The organism is Pantoea sp. MT58, from assembly GCF_014495885.1.
Classification (GTDB): Bacteria; Pseudomonadota; Gammaproteobacteria; order Enterobacterales; family Enterobacteriaceae; genus Pantoea; species Pantoea eucalypti.
In genome coordinates this window covers 2,986,682-3,002,153 of sequence record NZ_CP061083.1, presented here as the reverse complement: position 1 = coordinate 3,002,153, position 15,472 = coordinate 2,986,682, and the positions used below count along the sequence as shown (strand labels likewise).

Sequence of the window (15,472 nt, the reverse complement as noted above, 5' to 3'; positions counted from 1 at the left end):
GCAACACTAAGCTAGCATCACCCGTGTAAAATTATACTAAACATGAGATTTAAAATGATAAACTTTGATAGAAGTATTTCAAAGAAATGTTTAAAAAAATTCAGTGAGAGAACTCAGGTTAGAAACGAAAGAGAAAAGATTAATAGCGATATATTACGGGCATGGGATTATGAATTAAATAAAAAAGCAAGACCAGATTTAATGATCGCACACTGTATCTCTTCCCGCGGAAGCGTTTCTGCCATTGGAAAAAAGAACACAAACTCACCTTTTTTAACAAAGACTGTAGAAGTGGTTCTATCATCATGGGATGTTATATCTGCCTGTTGTACAGGTGCAGTGTCGAATTCTAACGGTATTATGGAAGGTCGGGTGCCTCTGGATATTCAACTCAATCTTCGTGTTCCGGTACAAAATATTTTGGGTACGCATCATAGTGATGTGAGATTCAATAATTTTTCAGGGCTTGAAGGTAATGTTCCGCATGGACGTGTTCTGGATAAAGCGGCATTGACCGAAAGTATTTTTAAAGGGATAGAAAGACCTAATGATCATGGTTTCAAAATGTCTGGTCCTTATAATATTTTACGTCATCCAAATGAATTCTTGAGAAAAATTGTTTCCAGTGCGGGTAATTATAACGAAATACTTCTTGTGGGGAAGACAGGCGTACGGATGTATATGGACTTCCCATGTACTGAAATGATAAAGCTAATAGGGGTTTCATTCAGACCAAATTATCTTATAAAGCTTTTGATCAAAGGGGAATATGACGAAGAAACACTGTCAAAATTTGAAGAGGACATGGAGTTTATAAAAAAAATCCTCAGGATTAATGCTAGTAACAGACTTCTATTTCCGATGGGAAGACATCCTGGATTAAGGAGGCTTAAGTTTTCATATCACATTGAAAAAGCAGGGTTTATAACAGTTGATGGTAGCTCTTATGTGCTTAGATGAAAGCTAAATTTTTAACATTTTACTGATTATTCATAAGGTGCCGGGAGAATGTTCCTGCCAGCCCTGTTATCCGTTAATTATTAAGGAGATACGTATGGATGAAAAAAAGTGTGTGGCCGGCAATCCATTGCAGGTAAACAAGGCATTGGAACTACAGGCATTGATTATGTGTTATTTCCCAAAATATACTAACTGCGAAGTTAAGTTTGAAGAATGCAACTGGGATTTCGGGGGTAGTGATAATGTTATTCAGTCAAAAATAAGAAGTATGGCTATATCAAAAGGGTATTGTAAAAAGGATTTTATAGTGCGAAACCGGATGGTTGTAAAAAAAGAAAAAGCAATCAGCCCCATAAAAACCCTTCACAGGGCATTAGTAGCAACCTATGTTACTTCAGGTAATTACTATAATACGCCCTTAAGACGACGTCTCAATCCAGTTCAGCGGCTTGTGTCTGAACCACTTACCATGAGTATGGAGGATGTCATTGAAAAGTTCAGGCGTGAAAGCGAAGAAGCTGCCAGAGGTTATGGGTTTAGCCTTGATTTTACTGTAAGAAGCATGAGATTACAGGGCAGGTTGTCTGCGGGCTTTTCAACATTACTGCTTAAAAATCTGCTATTGGAAAGAAAAAGAAAAGGGACAACGTTTCGTGGCGTTCTGGCGTCATCACAGTTTGTGACTTTGCTCGATTATTACAGTCAGCATTCTACCGTTGTAACCACAGATCAATTTCTTTCCACTACCACATATCAGCTTGTTGCCAGAGAGTTTTCCGCAGGAAAATATGATTCCCGATCTGTTTCTGAAGGAGATAAAAAAGTTGTCTTTATCGTGGAGGGATACTCTGGTGCAGAAATATCAGCCTGGATTGATGAAGGTGAAGTGTTATATCCGCCAGAAGTTTATTTTCAGGTCTGTCCAGTAAATACTTATGAAAAAATACGTTATCTGGGTGCTACATACGGCGCGTTTATCTATAAATTAAAAGAGGTTCCTGCGCCAGATACCGATAAGGAAATACCCTTTTTAACAGATGTTCATAAATTGCAACGTTAAGGCATAATTTTAATAACATGTTTGATATCACACCTGAAAATGCTGGGGTTAAAACATACACTCCATAAATATCTTCTTTTGGTTTTTTAGCTTTTAAGAAGAATATGGCGGTGTTTTCAGGGTGAGGTTTCTCTTATTTTTTTCTGGTGGATGCTTTTATTTTTCTATAAAAGGTAATGTTTATGTTAACAAGCACTCAACGTGATAAGTTAAAAAATATATTTAATCATCGTGCTAAAATGAAGACAATCAATTCATTTTTATCCTTACAAGAACCTGCGGGCCCAGAGCAAATCCTTGAGCTAAGGAGGTTGTCTGACAATGATTATTTTTTTGTCCCTGTGATGCCTGAAAGGAAAGTTAATATCCCGAAACCTCATGGGCGATTTTTATTTGTTATTCCCTCTTTCTCGCCAGGAAAGGTCTTCTGTGGCGTACCTGATGGTTACCGGACGTTTGCTTCTGATATTATCAAACCAATACAGGGCCATACTTCAATATGTCTTGATAAAGATGTGTTTTTTGCGGGTGAAGTGGATTTTATTAATGGCGTATTGAAAAGCTGGTCGAATAACAGTGGTCATTATATGCCAAAAGCAGAACTCATTGATATTAATTTTATTCCGGCAGTAAAATTACTCTTGCCTAAAAGTAAGTTTAATGAGATTTTTTGAAGTAATTTTTTGTTAATGATAGGCATGTAATTTTTTAGACTACTGTTTTTTTTGAAAAGCAGGATGTCTAGGAGTGCCAGAAAGATTCATTCACTACAGAATCTGGCAAATGCCTGCAAATACCTCAGAATTGGTAAAGGAAATAGATCGTTCATTACGGTCTGGAAGAATGCGTTAGCAAAGATACCTGAACCCTAAAATTTTATGAACAAGGAGCACCCCATCATGGAAAGTCAGAGTCTTGTTAATATCGCTGAGGCCTTTCCTCAGTCAGCCATCGATCTCAAATATGCCACCGCTGACAACCTCACCGGTAAGCCGATCTATCGCGACGCGCGTTGTCTGCTGCACGTTGATGCGGCGAAAGCGCTGGCAAAATGTATCAATATCGCCGGTGTGGCGGGCTATAAGATGCTGATCCTCGATGCATATCGGCCACCTGCTGCGCAGGCTATTTTATGGCAGGCCTGTCCGAATCCTGACTATGTTGTGCCGCTTTCGCGTGGATCAAACCACAGTCGCGGAACGGCGGTAGACGTGACGCTGATCGATGAGCGCGGTGAGATCGTGGATATGGGCACCGGCTTCGATGAGATGAGTGAGTACTCTCATCCTTATCATCCTGCGGTGCCTGTTCAGGCACAGCGCAACCGACTAATGCTTAATGCCATCATGCTGGGCGGTGGCTTCAGCAGTATTGCAACCGAATGGTGGCATTTTGAATTGCCCGGTTCAGAGAACTATCCTCTGATTGACGGTGTGTTTCACTGTTATTCCTCGTCTCATGCTGAAAATATCAACATCTGAAGCGTTATAAACAGGAGGGGTATAATGAGTGCAGGGAGATGCGTATCGCGCTGTTTAATATAAGCAGAGTGATTAAATAAATTCGGGAAGGGCGGAATGACGTTGTCATTTACAGCGGTTTTCTGGAGTAATAAAAATAAGCCGTGGCAGGCGCCACGGCTAACGATTTATGTAGACTGCCACTCGCTTTCAACATCCGCTTTGGCTTTAGAGAGAATGACTTTATTGTCATCCACTTCTTTAACCCAGCTGAATGGAATAATGTGGTGCTTGCCGCCTGCTTCAGGGTCGCTTTTCGCCAGTTTAATTTTGTCGTCGCCTTCAAAATGGTCGACAATACCGACATGTTCGCCATTTACATCAACAACCTGTGCGTGATCCAGAATCTCTGATTTATCTACCATGGTGGCTTAATCCTTATATTTGATGAGTTAAGTTGCCCTCAGACAAAACAAGCCTGGTAGTTAAATACGTTTTTAGCCAGGCGATTAACAAAATGAAATAGTTAAGTGCACTGGTCCTGGTCGATATTATTTCCCCTCATAAGTGTGTGAAAGAAAAATAAGCGAAACCGCAGATAAGGCGAATTTGTCTGTTGCATCAGGCATTCTGACCTGTTCATCTGCCACATCACTTTAATCAGATTAGCTGCGTGAGTCTGCCGCGCGTTTAACAACAAGGCTATGATAATCAGACCCATCGCCTTGCGGTAGAGCAACCTGATCGCGGGCGGTTTAACGTACAGAAAGGAGTCCCTATGACAGCAGTCAGTTCATTGACCACCGAAGGCGGCGTCTGGATTAATCAGCCGCCGGTACACAGTCTGGATGGCAATACGTTGCAGTTCGAAACCGCATTAAACAGTGATTTCTGGCAGCGCACCTGGTACGGCTTCGAACGGCACAGCGGCCACGCCTTTGGCTTCTGGGTAGAAAACGACTTCACCGTTCAGGTGCAGGTGAGGGCAGAATTCAGTCAGCTCTATGATCAGGCTGGTCTGTTCATTCAGGACAGTGAAACGCATTGGGTTAAAGCGGGTATTGAGTTCAACGATGACCAGCCCGCCATTGGCAGCGTGGTCACGCGTGAGTTTTCTGACTGGTCTACCGGCGTTTTTCCAGGCGATGCGCGTCAGTTCTGGATGCGAGCCACGCTGGAAAATGCCGCGCTGAGGATCCAGTACTCCACTGATGGAGAGATATGGCCGCTGTTGCGACTCTGCCCGTGGCCGGGTCAGGGGCGGCGTTTTGTCGGCGTGATGGGCTGCTCGCCCGAACGCGAAGGGCTGGGGGTTAGCTTTATGGATTTCGCGCTGACTCCGCCGCTCGGTAAAGCACTGCACGACCTGTCATAACCCTGGGCAGATTGCTTATCATCGCAGAATCGGCTTAATTGTCGGGTCAGAATTTGCGGTGACGCGTCGTCCATGCAGGACAACGCTTTTACAGGGAAAGCCATGCGTTGTTCCAACTTGTTGACCAGACTGCTGGTCATCTTCTGCTGTGCCGGATGGGCAGAGCAGGCCGCAGCCGATACCGTCTGGCTGAATAATGGCGACCGGCTGACGGGCACGATTCGTTATCTCAGTGACGGCAAGCTGGGTATAGAGACACAGTATGCCGGGACCGTCACGCTGGACTGGAATGCGGTCAGCACGCTCGCCAGCGAGAATCCGGTCAATGTCGAAAACAAACAGACCGGTGAGCATTATCAGGTGCGGCTCAGCTCGTCCGATCCCGGCTATGTCTGGGTTGAGCGCAACGAGCAGGAGCAGCAGGTCTCCCTCAGGCGTATTGACGAGTTTATGAAAGCCAAAGTACGCACCGATCAGCTCGCCTGGACCGGCAACATCGATGCGGGCGTCAAAGTCAAAAAAGCCTCGACCAAAACGGATGACTACAGTTTTGCGCTTAACACCAAACTCAACCAGGGAAAATGGCGGCATGACATCGGCGCGACCTTCAATCGCGAGCAGGAAAACGACAGCATCAACACCAGTAACTACAGCCTGCGCTATGCCTTTGATTACCTGGTCAGGGAGCAGTATTTCTGGCAGACCCGCGCGACCTACAAGCGCGACTGGGTTGAGAATCTCTCCCGGCAGGCGCTGATCGGTACCGGGCCAGGCTATCAGCTGTGGGACACTGAACTCAGCGCGTTCTCACTCTCATTGCTGGGCGGTGCCTTTGAGTATGGCTACAGCGATGACAGGGAAGAGCGACATTTTGGCGGCTCAGTACGCTGGAACTATCAGCGCTATTTGCTGGGCAAGTCGGTCACGCTTTACAGCAATGGCGACATCGGCCATTCGCTGGACGATGACGGGGTATTTATGCTGGATGCGGAAGTCGGAATGCGCTATAGCCTGACTTCCTGGTCAACCCTGCATATTGGCTATCATCGCAACCTGGTCAGCGGCATACCGGATACCCTGAATGAAGGCATCTTCTCCACCGGGCTTGGGCTAAAGTGGTAATCCGCAGATTGCGCAACGCCGCAGCAAATCCTTACGGTTTTTATCCGGTTACAGGCCCGGCATTAGCTAAGCTCCATGTACTGTCACAACAGGAATGCAGAAGATGATCGTAAGTAGCATGGTGTATCGTCCGGGATGCGCGGGCGAAGAGGTCCAGGTCGATGATATCAGTGAAGTGATTAAAGAGCCGGAGGCGTTTATCTGGCTTGGGCTGTGGCAGCCAGACGCTGAGTTTATGGCGAAGATTAAAGAGGAGTTTGGACTCCACGAACTGGCGGTTGAGGATGCGCTTAATGCCCATCAGCGACCTAAAATCGAACATTATGGCGACTCACTGTTTATTGTCGTGAAGACGGTGTGCGCTAAGGATGATACCTGCGAGCTGGGTGAGTCCCATTTCTTTGTTGGGAAAAAATTCCTGATCAGCATCCGTCACGGCGCATCGGAAAGCTACACCCCGGTGCGACAGCGGGCGTCTGAAAACCCGGCGCTGCTAAAATTTGGTCCGGCCTATCCGCTTTACTGCCTGCTCGATTTTGTCGTGGATCGGTATGCTCAACTCTCCACCTCTCTGAATGAGCGGGTCGGGCAGATGGAGAACGATCTCTTTACCAGCGAATTCGACCGCAAGTCGGTGCAATCGGTTTACACCATGCGTCGTCATCTGCTGTCGCTGCGCAATGCGGCGCTACCGGTTGAAGAGATCTGCAATCAGCTGATTCACCTGCATGAAGATTTGATACCCCGTCCGCTGCGTGCCTATATCCGTGACGTACAGGACCATGCCCGCCATGTGGTAACCGACGCGGAAGATATGCGCGAGATGCTGACCAGCGCCATGCAGGTCAATCTGGCGCTGGTCACGGTGCAGCAGAATGAAGTGGTGAAAAAGCTGGCCGGCTGGGGCGCGATTCTGGTGATCCCGACAGTTGTATTCAGCATGTATGGCATGAACTTCGAGCACATGCCAGAGCTGAAGTCGCTGTATGGTTATCCGCTGGCTGTCGGGCTGACACTGGTGGCCTGCGGCGGGCTGTGGGCCAGGCTGCGCCGCTCTGGCTGGTTGTGATCGTGACGGGTCAGGAGAGGCTGCACAGGCGGTCATCCGGTTCCTGACCCGTGTTATTTCGCTGTAACTGACGCAGCTGCCCGTTTTTGCCGCGGGTCCACATGAAGATGCGCGGGATTGGTCCGGCAGAACAGGCAACAGACACCGCCACAAAGCGAACCCTTTGACGCTGCGCTTATTCTGCCGCTGCCCTTGTAATCCTGTCGATTTAGTTCAGACTCACTACTCCACTCATGTTTTATCATCAGAGCTGGCCTGACTATCAATCAGCGTTATGCTTTTACAGTCAGGATTAATGTGAATGAATTTACACGTTTTACCTTCTATCCGATCACCGGCTGGCATATCGGTCCTCTGAGCTCGCATCAGGCACTCGTCCTCAAATTCGGTTATATCGATCCCGACGCCCCGCGTGAACAGGGCCCGCAGGAGACGCTGTTCCTGGGGCTGACCATTGAAATGGCCAAAAAACTGGTTGCCAGTCTTTCCGAACATATCGACTACGCCGAAAAAATGGGCAACCAGCACTAGTTTCCATCCGGGAAGACGCCTGGCGGTTGGCATTCAGTAATCCATCGTCGGGTGCGCACACCGTTACGCTGCCGCCGCATTTAACCTACTGGCACCACCGCCGACAATAACGCTATCCACGCCACACTATGCGACTGGCCTACGCTGCGATTCACTGGCTGTCGCTGCGGGGTTCGTTTTCGTCTGATTGCAGCATAATGAGTCCTGTTTGAGTCAGCAGCGTCTGTGCCCGACGGGCCTCCACGCCTCTTTTGGACTATTGGTAGTTAATCAGCAATAGCCCTGTTCTTTCATGGTGAACACACTTTTTTGTCATCCTGATGTCAAACCAGCGACAATAAGAGAGCAGGAACACCATCCGACTGACCGGTCAACAACGTTGCCTGCGCGACGGTACGTAACCCGTTGAGTGCCATAAGTAACCATAAAGATCGTCTACACTGCTTAGGGTCTGTTCCACATTGAGGTGTTGCCATGACCGAACATGAATTCAGAAAATTGTTAGCCGAACAGGGCTTTGATGAGCCGCTGCTGGTTGAACGTGCAGCGTCAGCCCAGCTTGATAATCACGTCCATCCCTTTGAGGCGCTGGCACTGATTCTCAGTGGTGACATCACTATCAGTACTGAACAGGGCGACACGACTTATCATCCCGGTGAGACATTTCACCTGCAGCCGAATGAGCTGCATCGCGAGGCGTTTGGTCTGCAGGGCGTCAGTTATCTGGCGGGACGTAAATATGAGTAACGAGTATTAGCATGAAGGTTTCAGACGATCTCTTTATCCGGCTGGCGCGCTCACCGTTCCGCCAGCGTTTTCGCCTTGGACGCGCTGAATATGATTACGCCAACAGCAAAGGCGAGTCGGTGGTGAGACAGCACGCCGCAGGGTTTGTGGAACAGCGCCTTGCGCCTGCCCAGCCTGAGAATGATGGCAAACAGACACCCATGCGCGGCCATCCGGTGTTTATCGCCCAGCACGCCACCGCGACATGCTGTCGTGGCTGTCTGAGTAAATGGCACAATATCGGACAGCATCAGCCGCTGAGTGCTGAGCAGCAGGCGTATGTGGTAACGGTGTTACTGGCGTGGATTACGCGACAGCTGGAACAGCCTGCGCCGCCTGCTCGCGTGACCCGAAATCAGCCTGAAAAAGACGACGATCCGCAGCTCGCGCTTTGGTAGTGGGCGAAAAATCTACAATCAATCACTTTTTCTGGTGAAAACTGGCCCTTTTTCATTCCTGGTTTATTCTTAAATCTTTCCTGGGAAGGCTATGCCAGGATTAAAACCTACACGGCAACGATGAATACAGAGGGAATTATGAAGAAATCAATTATTGCACTGTCTGCTATTTTGCTGGCCTCGCCAGTATTTGCTGCTACTACTACAGACAACACCGTTGCAGAAGCGCATAAAGGCGCTGATACCGCGAAAGAAAAACTGCATCAGACCCAGAACGAAGGCGAAGAGCTGAAGCTGAAGTCTGAGCACGCCGCTGAAGGCAAGAGCCACACCACCGGTAGCAAAATCACCGAAGGTACACAGAAGGGCTGGCACAAAACCAAAGAAGGCACTGAGAAAGGCTGGGATAAAACCAAGCAGGGTGCTGAAGATCTGAAAAACAAAGCGACCAACTAATTCGCTGCTGTTTCAGAGTTAAAAAAAACCCACCGAAAGGTGGGTTTTTTTATGGCCTGACGCTGTCAGGGCTTATTCAAGGCTGCTTTCTCTCTCTGCGAGGCGACTAACGCTGAGACTTTGCTTTCCGTTTCTGCAGCCGCTTCCGCTGATGCCGCAGCCGCTTCTGCCGCGGCTTCTGCTGCTGCCTCGGCGGCGTCATCGGACTGTTTCTTGCCTTCTTCGATAAACTCTTCGTCGATGGCTTCGATATTCTCGCGGTTGTCGCGTCCGGAGAGGAGATTCCAGCAGGCGATAAACAGAGCAGCAATCACCGGACCGATAACAAAACCGTTAATGCCGTAGATTTCCATGCCGCCCAGCGTGGCAATCAGGATCATATAGTCAGGCATTTTGGTGTCTTTGCCGACCAGCAGCGGACGCAGGATATTATCCACCAGACCGACAATCACCACGAAGAAACCCACCAGGAACAGCCCTTTCCACAGTGCGCCAGTGGCGAAGAAGAAGATCGCCGCAGGCACCCAGATAATGGCGGAACCGACGGCCGGAATCAGGGAGAGGAAGGCCATCAGCGCACCCCACAGCAGGCTGCCGTCGATGCCGGTAAACCAGAAGGCCAGCCCGCCGAGAATACCCTGAACGATACCGACTACCACCGTGCCTTTCACCGTCGCGCGCGCCACGGCGGCAAACTTCACCATCAGGTGATGCTTCACGTAGGTTGAAAGCGGCAGCGCTTCCAGAATCAGATGTACCAGATAGGAGCCATCTTTCAGCAGGAAGAACAGCAGATAAAGCATGATGCCAAAGCCGACGGTGAAGCTGAACGTTCCTTTACCGATAATAAAGGCGCTGCCCGCGACATACTGACCGCCCTTAAGGGCAAACGAGGAGAGCTTCTGCTGAATCTGCCCGGCGTTATCCAGATTGTTTTCAGCCAGAAAATGCTTCGCCCAGCGCGGCAGATGCTGCAACAGATCGGCGAAGACCACCGGGAACTGCGACGAGTTGGTCTGCAGCTTGTGATAGACCGCGTTGGTTTCAACCACCAGTGAGGAGGCAATGATCGCCAGCGGCGTAAACACAATCAGGCAAATACAGAGCAGGGTAATTAACGCCGCTACGCCATTACGATCACCCAGTCGATTACGAAACCAGGTTTTCAGCGGATGGAAAATGACCGCCAGAATCGCTGCCCATAAAATCGACGAGAAATAGGGCGAAAGGACGTCAAAAAAAGCGACGGTGGCGATAGCCAGAATCAAAATGAAAAACCCGATGTTCAATCCTTTAAAACGCATGGAAAAACCTCATCTGGAACAAACGCTGATAAACCCGACGCGCAAATTTTCTGTGCCTGTCTTCGCCTATGCGAGGGCCTGGGACGCATTAACGGTCTGGCTTTGTTCTTAACACGCTGCTGGTGGCAGCATCATACTGGCTAACTATCTGAAAGGTCTGGCAGAAGTGATGAACGGATAATGTTCGTTCGCTGCGTGACTTCCGGTCGGTAGCAGGCTGCTTATGACTGCAGCGCGCTGAATCCTACATTAGCGTAGCGGTTTCGACCATTATTGGTAGGTCAGAGACTCATGTTCTCTGTGTATGCTGCCGATAATAGCGTTGACTGAGCAAAAAACAGGCAATAAGAAATGGGTAAACCGAGCGTTTTAACGGTGCTGCTGGCGCTGGCACTAACCGGCTGTGCCACCAAACAGTATCCTCAGGCGGCGGCGGTAACGCCGGAAGAGACGGCGACACTTAACTGCAGTGCACTGGATCAGGAACTCGTGAAAGCGCACAGCGTGCAGAGTGACATTGAGCAAACCGGCCAGTTTGATGCACTGACCGTACTGGGGTTTGTCGGCGATTTCGGGCTGGGTAATGGCATTGCGAAATACAATGCCAGCCAGAAGGCAGAACGGCGACTGAATCAGTTACAGTCGCTGAAAGCCGCGAAGTGCAGCCAGCGACTGTCGTAGCGGGCGGCTTAAAATCAGCCAACGGTTCCTGCGCGGACATGCTGCAGCCGGACATTTTCGGCTGCACGTTTACCTGCCAGAAACGCGTGATCCGAATTGTAATATTCCCACTCGCTGTAGCGACCCGACAGATGAATATCCTGAGTCAGCAGCCACTGACGGATCAGCGCCACGTTATCGCTTCGTGCATGGTCATAGACCACGTAGGCATAGGGCATATCAACCTCTGAAGCACAAAGCAGCGGATCGTCCGCAGTGATCATGCCGACCCTGATGCAATCCTGACGGCAGCGCTCAATCAGCGCATCGCCCTCCAGCGGCAGTGGGTTGGCCGCATTGTAGGTGATTTCGCAGGTTAAGCCGAATCCGCCCGGCGGATTGCAGTGTGGGCTGGCATTACCCTGCACAAAGATGCGGTGGAACAGCGTATCGCCAGGATAGTAAATCCAGTGCTTTTCGGTCAGATCAGCGCGACCAATGCCCAGATTCACACAGCGCACCGAAACAAACTGCAGCTGCTGCGCCGCCCGTTGCACACTCTCCGGCACCTCATCGCCCATCAGTTTAATCAGCTCAGGTAGCGGCATGGTGCTAATCAACTGCTCATAACGGTAGTGGCGACCATCCGCCAGCAGCGCAACATGCGCCTGCGAATAGATGCGGGTCAGCGTCGTATCCGTTTCCAGCGTACATTTCAGATGCGGCAGGAAGCCGGACATCAGTGCCTGGAAACCGCCGCGCAGCGGATAGCCAAATCGGGCGTTAGGGCCGACCGGTTTCGCCAGTGGTTGTAGTGCGCCATCGATGATCTGCGACAGATCGGGCAGTGGGACGCGTCCGCCCAGCCACGAGGTTTCCATGTCGCTCAACGGCACCTTCCACAGCTTCTGGTTGTAGGGCAGGGCAAAGTGACGTGCGATGCCTTTACCCCAGGTTCGCATAATGAAGTGCTGGAAATCCTCTTCGCCTTCCACCATGCCGCTGCTGCTGCCCTCATCAGGAATCGCGCCATCCGCACAGCAATCCCGCCGCGCCCGCGCGCGATCCAGCGGCACGGCAGCTGTCGCCGTTGCGCCATAACGCGCCTCGATAGCCCCCAGCACGCACTCTTTTACCACTTCGACGGGTAAGCCGTGCAGCGCAGACTGGAACGGATAGCGGGTATACACGCCGTCACTGTAGACCCAGGCTTCACGTGCCTGCCAGTGCAGATTGTCGCCCAGCAGCATTTCATAGAGCTGCAACACATATGGGTCCTGCGAGAACATAATGTGACCAGCATAATCGAAGGTGAACCCCTGATCGTCAATCGAGCGGCACCAGCCGCCTGGGGTGCTATTTTTCTCCAGCAGGACTGCGCCTTCGCCATAGTGATAACCGGCGCTCAGCCCGGTGGGTCCGGCGCCGATAATCAGGCAGGGCACCGCTTCGCTCTCCAGCATGGCCGGCGTTAAAGGTGTGACGTTAGCCTGTGCGCTGGCCTGACTGGCTGACTTCAGGGCAGGCTGACGTTGCGCGAGCGCCTGCTGGATCAGCCCATGTATCTGCTCAGCGGTGCGATCCCATGAGGTGGCATCCACTTTTGTCTGCATCCGTCCCATCAGCGCCAGCCGCTCAGCGGCACCCATCGCCATTGCCTGTTCACAAGCGGCAATAAACGCCGGGTGAGTTTCTGCTACTGCCACCTCCTCTGCGTAGTGGCGCGCCACATCGACAATCGCGGTACTGACAATCGGCAGCTGCGCCGCCATATATTCCAGCACCTTGGTAGGCGAGATGAAGCGGGTGGAGGCATTAATGGCGAACGGCATCAGACAAACATCCCAGCCTGCCAGAAATTGCGGCAGTGCCTGGTAGGGCTGCTGGCCGAGCCAGTGAATATTGTCGCGCTGTGGCAGGCTGGCGGGATCAATTTTTACTACCGGCCCAACCATAATGATCTGCCATTCGGGGTGGGTGTCTGCCAGCGTCGCAATCAGCGACAGGTCGATGCGCTCATCAAGCACGCCGTAGTATCCCAGACGCTGCGGTGGAATCGTATCCTGCAACGGATGACGATTAGTGCGATCGCGTGCCTGCTCAAAATGAACAGCATCGACACTGCTGGGAAAGCAATAGACCTGAGAATGTTTGTCACGCTTCGCTTCGTAAAGACTGGTGCCGCCGGTAAAGACCAGATCGGCGCGGGTCATCAGTGCCGATTCGCGCTGTTGCAACTGGCGCGGCGCATTCTGGAAGGCGGAAAGCTCATCCATACAGTCGTAAATTACCAGCGAGGGATCAAACGGCGTCAGCAGCGGCAGCGCCATCGGCGTATAGAACCAGATCAGCGGCTGTTCATCTTCCTCAAGAAGTGGCGCCAGCAGCAGCAACAGTGGCGCGATCTGGCTGTCATGAAAACCGGGCGCGTCGCTGTCGGTATGTGGCTGGATGACCGTGATGTTAGCGGCAGGTGAACTCTGATGCAGACCCGGTGGCCCCGACTGCCGGACCGGCTCCTCGAAAAACAGCACGCGATAGTGCTGCGCCAGGCGTGTCAGAAGCTGCTGCGGACGCTGGAAAACAAATCCCCAGCGTAAATGGCTGAAAACAATGAGAACAGGTGGTTTCATGGTGTGCTCCTGACGTTGTAGTGGGGACTGAATGTGCTGCAAAAAGCGCTGCGCCTGCCGTAAAGCGTCGGCATAAGGCTGCTGTAACTGGCGGGCGTAAGGATCCGGCCCCAGCAGATCGAGATCCCATAAACCGCTGCGGGTCCAGAAGGTTGTCTCTTCCCACAAGGGACGATCGAGGATCGGATAGAGGCAGATGCCGATCAGATCAACGCCTGCCAGCTGTGCCTGCGCTACCTGGGCGGTGATTTCGCTGATCCAGGCTCCACGTCCGCTGCCAACATGACTCGTTTCCGCCAGCAGAATGGGCCGCTGGTAACGCTGCCAGACTTGCTGCAGCATCTGATGCAGTGGCTGGCGGCGGTTGTCGCCCAGATGCCAGTAAAGGCGGAGGTTTGAGCCCTGTTCCCACTGGTTATCGTGGTAGTAATTCACGCCAATCAGATCGAGATAGCGGGGTGTGCCACCCAGCTCCGGGTTACGCCTGCCGCTAAGCATGTCCCACGCCTGATACTGGGTATCGCACATCTCACGTGCCAGCACGTCACTGGTGGGATCGGCAGGATCGGGCACGATATGGATCAGCGGATCGCAGTGCAGCAGACGGGCGCGCGGATCGGCCAGCCAGATCGCATCACAGGCGGCCAGAGTGGCGCGAACCAGTTGCTGCTTGGCAGCATCCGCCCGATCCGGCGCCGGAATCGCCTCACAGGCGAACAGCCCGACCGAGATGCCCCAACTGACAAAGGAGATTTCATTCATTGGGGAGTAGACCGGCGGCTGCTGATACCAGGGCGCCAGAAAGCGGGCCAGCGCACCGCAGAACGCAGCAAAGCGACTGATAAAATCGTGATCAAACAGGCTGACGCCAGCGGGCCAGCCGTAATGGCAGATTGTCCAGCTCAGCTGGATGCCCTGCTGCTCTGCGGCCCGCATCCGCGCAGCGACCGTCGAAAAGTCATAATGCCCATCGCGTTCACATAAGCGCCAGCCGACGCTTTCGCGTACCGTGCGAATAGAAAAGGGGGACAGCGCGGCATAATCCTCTGCTACACGTGCCTGATGCTGATTAAGATCGTTCATCGACAGCGCAATCCCGGCAGGATTGATATGGTCGGCACCTTCATAGCCGGCCTGCCAGAAACTGGTAAAAGGCGTCATGGCATCTCCCGAAAAAAAAGCAACACGTTTCTCTCTGACGAGCCGTCGTGAAACGGGTCAGGGCGTTACAGGTATGCATTGCAGACTGGTCGTTATGACCAGTCTGAACAGATGGGCGATCCTTGCCATAAGGCACAACCACTGAAGGACAGGCATCAGGTCCTGTGGCGGTCTGGACGAGAGATAGCAGGTATCTATGTGCGGCGCTATCGACAGGAAAAAGACTGACTTCTCTGAATGTTATCGGGTTTACGGAAGCCTTACTGGAAAGTATAGATGCGAGAGTGTGGTAATCAACTCATTGAAGTAAAAAGAAAAAAGCGTAGCGGTAAAAGAATCCCAGTCAGAAACAGGATGTTTTTTGGTTAAGTTTCATAATCTGTTTGATAAGCGCAACGTGAACAGCGTCAGCGCTATTTTCAGCTTTATTAACCTTTTCCTTCACATGCAGAGAGGTCAGACTCACCCGCTTTTACGTTACAGCTTCGCTTGCCTTT

At 51.2% G+C, this 15,472-nt stretch carries 15 protein-coding genes; 12 read left to right on the top strand and 3 right to left on the bottom strand.

All coding sequences use genetic code 11. The features are described from left to right. Positions 1-54 precede the first annotated feature (54 nt). From IAI47_RS14210 to ddpX, 4 genes are all read left to right on the top strand, one after another. Positions 55-960, top strand: coding sequence for a hypothetical protein (locus IAI47_RS14210; protein WP_008924980.1), 906 nt, complete (start codon positions 55-57; stop codon positions 958-960). 94 nt (positions 961-1,054) lie between these two features. After that, a complete protein-coding gene (locus IAI47_RS14205; RefSeq protein ID WP_008924981.1) occupies positions 1,055-2,020 on the top strand; it encodes a hypothetical protein in 966 nt (321 codons plus the stop codon). Between the two features lie 182 nt (positions 2,021-2,202). Beyond that, positions 2,203-2,694, top strand: coding sequence for a hypothetical protein (locus IAI47_RS14200; RefSeq protein WP_008924982.1), 492 nt, complete (start codon positions 2,203-2,205; stop codon positions 2,692-2,694). A gap of 225 nt (positions 2,695-2,919) precedes the next feature. Further along, on the top strand, positions 2,920-3,501 hold the full coding sequence (ddpX, locus tag IAI47_RS14195) for a D-alanyl-D-alanine dipeptidase (protein WP_008924983.1): 582 nt from the start codon (positions 2,920-2,922) through the stop codon (positions 3,499-3,501). Between the two features lie 167 nt (positions 3,502-3,668). On the opposite strand, the gene IAI47_RS14190 is transcribed toward ddpX, so the two are convergent. Continuing rightward, positions 3,669-3,905 carry a DUF2171 domain-containing protein gene (locus IAI47_RS14190; protein ID WP_008924984.1) on the bottom strand — a complete coding sequence of 79 codons (237 nt, stop codon included), beginning with the start codon at positions 3,903-3,905 and terminating at the stop codon, positions 3,669-3,671. Between the two features lie 353 nt (positions 3,906-4,258). Here IAI47_RS14190 and IAI47_RS14185 point away from each other — a divergent pair, with 353 nt between their 5' ends. The 7 genes from IAI47_RS14185 to IAI47_RS14155 all read left to right on the top strand — a co-directional run bounded on the left by IAI47_RS14185 (position 4,259) and on the right by IAI47_RS14155 (position 9,217). Next, on the top strand, positions 4,259-4,855 hold the full coding sequence (locus IAI47_RS14185; protein ID WP_003854078.1) for a DUF1349 domain-containing protein: 597 nt from the start codon (positions 4,259-4,261) through the stop codon (positions 4,853-4,855). Between the two features lie 102 nt (positions 4,856-4,957). Further along, the gene (locus tag IAI47_RS14180; RefSeq protein ID WP_008924985.1) at positions 4,958-5,977 is read left to right on the top strand and encodes a DUF481 domain-containing protein; all 1,020 of its coding nucleotides are present in this window, start codon (positions 4,958-4,960) and stop codon (positions 5,975-5,977) included. A 103-nt stretch (positions 5,978-6,080) separates the two neighbouring features. Then, positions 6,081-7,046 (top strand): magnesium/cobalt transporter CorA, encoded by a 966-nt coding sequence (gene corA, locus IAI47_RS14175; protein WP_003854075.1) that lies wholly within the window; start codon positions 6,081-6,083, stop codon positions 7,044-7,046. 297 nt (positions 7,047-7,343) lie between these two features. Continuing rightward, positions 7,344-7,577 carry a hypothetical protein gene (locus IAI47_RS14170; protein ID WP_003854071.1) on the top strand — a complete coding sequence of 78 codons (234 nt, stop codon included), beginning with the start codon at positions 7,344-7,346 and terminating at the stop codon, positions 7,575-7,577. Between the two features lie 474 nt (positions 7,578-8,051). Next, positions 8,052-8,324, top strand: a complete 273-nt coding sequence (locus IAI47_RS14165) for a cupin domain-containing protein (protein WP_003854069.1) — start codon at positions 8,052-8,054, stop codon at positions 8,322-8,324. Between the two features lie 11 nt (positions 8,325-8,335). After that, complete coding sequence (locus IAI47_RS14160) at positions 8,336-8,761, top strand: DUF4186 domain-containing protein (RefSeq protein ID WP_008924986.1); 426 nt, start codon at positions 8,336-8,338, stop codon at positions 8,759-8,761. A 138-nt stretch (positions 8,762-8,899) separates the two neighbouring features. Continuing rightward, complete coding sequence (locus tag IAI47_RS14155; RefSeq protein ID WP_003854066.1) at positions 8,900-9,217, top strand: hypothetical protein; 318 nt, start codon at positions 8,900-8,902, stop codon at positions 9,215-9,217. A 65-nt stretch (positions 9,218-9,282) separates the two neighbouring features. Here the strand turns inward: IAI47_RS14155 and IAI47_RS14150 are convergent, their stop codons facing one another. Further along, positions 9,283-10,521, bottom strand: coding sequence for an AI-2E family transporter (locus IAI47_RS14150; RefSeq protein ID WP_187961145.1), 1,239 nt, complete (start codon positions 10,519-10,521; stop codon positions 9,283-9,285). Positions 10,522-10,872: 351 nt separating this feature from the next. Between IAI47_RS14150 and IAI47_RS14145 the strand changes: the two genes are divergently transcribed. Next, positions 10,873-11,202: a hypothetical protein gene (locus IAI47_RS14145; RefSeq protein ID WP_003854059.1), complete on the top strand. Its 330-nt coding sequence runs from the start codon at positions 10,873-10,875 to the stop codon at positions 11,200-11,202. 14 nt (positions 11,203-11,216) lie between these two features. Here the strand turns inward: IAI47_RS14145 and IAI47_RS14140 are convergent, their stop codons facing one another. Further along, positions 11,217-14,975 (bottom strand): NAD(P)-binding protein, encoded by a 3,759-nt coding sequence (locus tag IAI47_RS14140; protein WP_008924987.1) that lies wholly within the window; start codon positions 14,973-14,975, stop codon positions 11,217-11,219. Between the last annotated feature and the right edge of the window lie 497 nt (positions 14,976-15,472).

What these genes read in the sequence shown, in the direction of transcription:
- IAI47_RS14140 (WP_008924987.1), bottom strand. Translation starts at nt 14,975, where the DNA reads ATGACGCCTTTTACCAGTTTCTGGCAGGCCGGCTATGAAGGTGCCGAC.
- ddpX (WP_008924983.1), top strand. Translation starts at nt 2,920, where the DNA reads ATGGAAAGTCAGAGTCTTGTTAATATCGCTGAGGCCTTTCCTCAGTCA.
- IAI47_RS14205 (WP_008924981.1), top strand. Translation starts at nt 1,055, where the DNA reads ATGGATGAAAAAAAGTGTGTGGCCGGCAATCCATTGCAGGTAAACAAG.
- IAI47_RS14180 (WP_008924985.1), top strand. Translation starts at nt 4,958, where the DNA reads ATGCGTTGTTCCAACTTGTTGACCAGACTGCTGGTCATCTTCTGCTGT.
- IAI47_RS14150 (WP_187961145.1), bottom strand. Translation starts at nt 10,521, where the DNA reads ATGCGTTTTAAAGGATTGAACATCGGGTTTTTCATTTTGATTCTGGCT.
- IAI47_RS14145 (WP_003854059.1), top strand. Translation starts at nt 10,873, where the DNA reads ATGGGTAAACCGAGCGTTTTAACGGTGCTGCTGGCGCTGGCACTAACC.
- IAI47_RS14160 (WP_008924986.1), top strand. Translation starts at nt 8,336, where the DNA reads ATGAAGGTTTCAGACGATCTCTTTATCCGGCTGGCGCGCTCACCGTTC.
- IAI47_RS14190 (WP_008924984.1), bottom strand. Translation starts at nt 3,905, where the DNA reads ATGGTAGATAAATCAGAGATTCTGGATCACGCACAGGTTGTTGATGTA.
- IAI47_RS14200 (WP_008924982.1), top strand. Translation starts at nt 2,203, where the DNA reads ATGTTAACAAGCACTCAACGTGATAAGTTAAAAAATATATTTAATCAT.
- IAI47_RS14210 (WP_008924980.1), top strand. Translation starts at nt 55, where the DNA reads ATGATAAACTTTGATAGAAGTATTTCAAAGAAATGTTTAAAAAAATTC.
- IAI47_RS14165 (WP_003854069.1), top strand. Translation starts at nt 8,052, where the DNA reads ATGACCGAACATGAATTCAGAAAATTGTTAGCCGAACAGGGCTTTGAT.
- IAI47_RS14155 (WP_003854066.1), top strand. Translation starts at nt 8,900, where the DNA reads ATGAAGAAATCAATTATTGCACTGTCTGCTATTTTGCTGGCCTCGCCA.
- IAI47_RS14185 (WP_003854078.1), top strand. Translation starts at nt 4,259, where the DNA reads ATGACAGCAGTCAGTTCATTGACCACCGAAGGCGGCGTCTGGATTAAT.
- corA (WP_003854075.1), top strand. Translation starts at nt 6,081, where the DNA reads ATGATCGTAAGTAGCATGGTGTATCGTCCGGGATGCGCGGGCGAAGAG.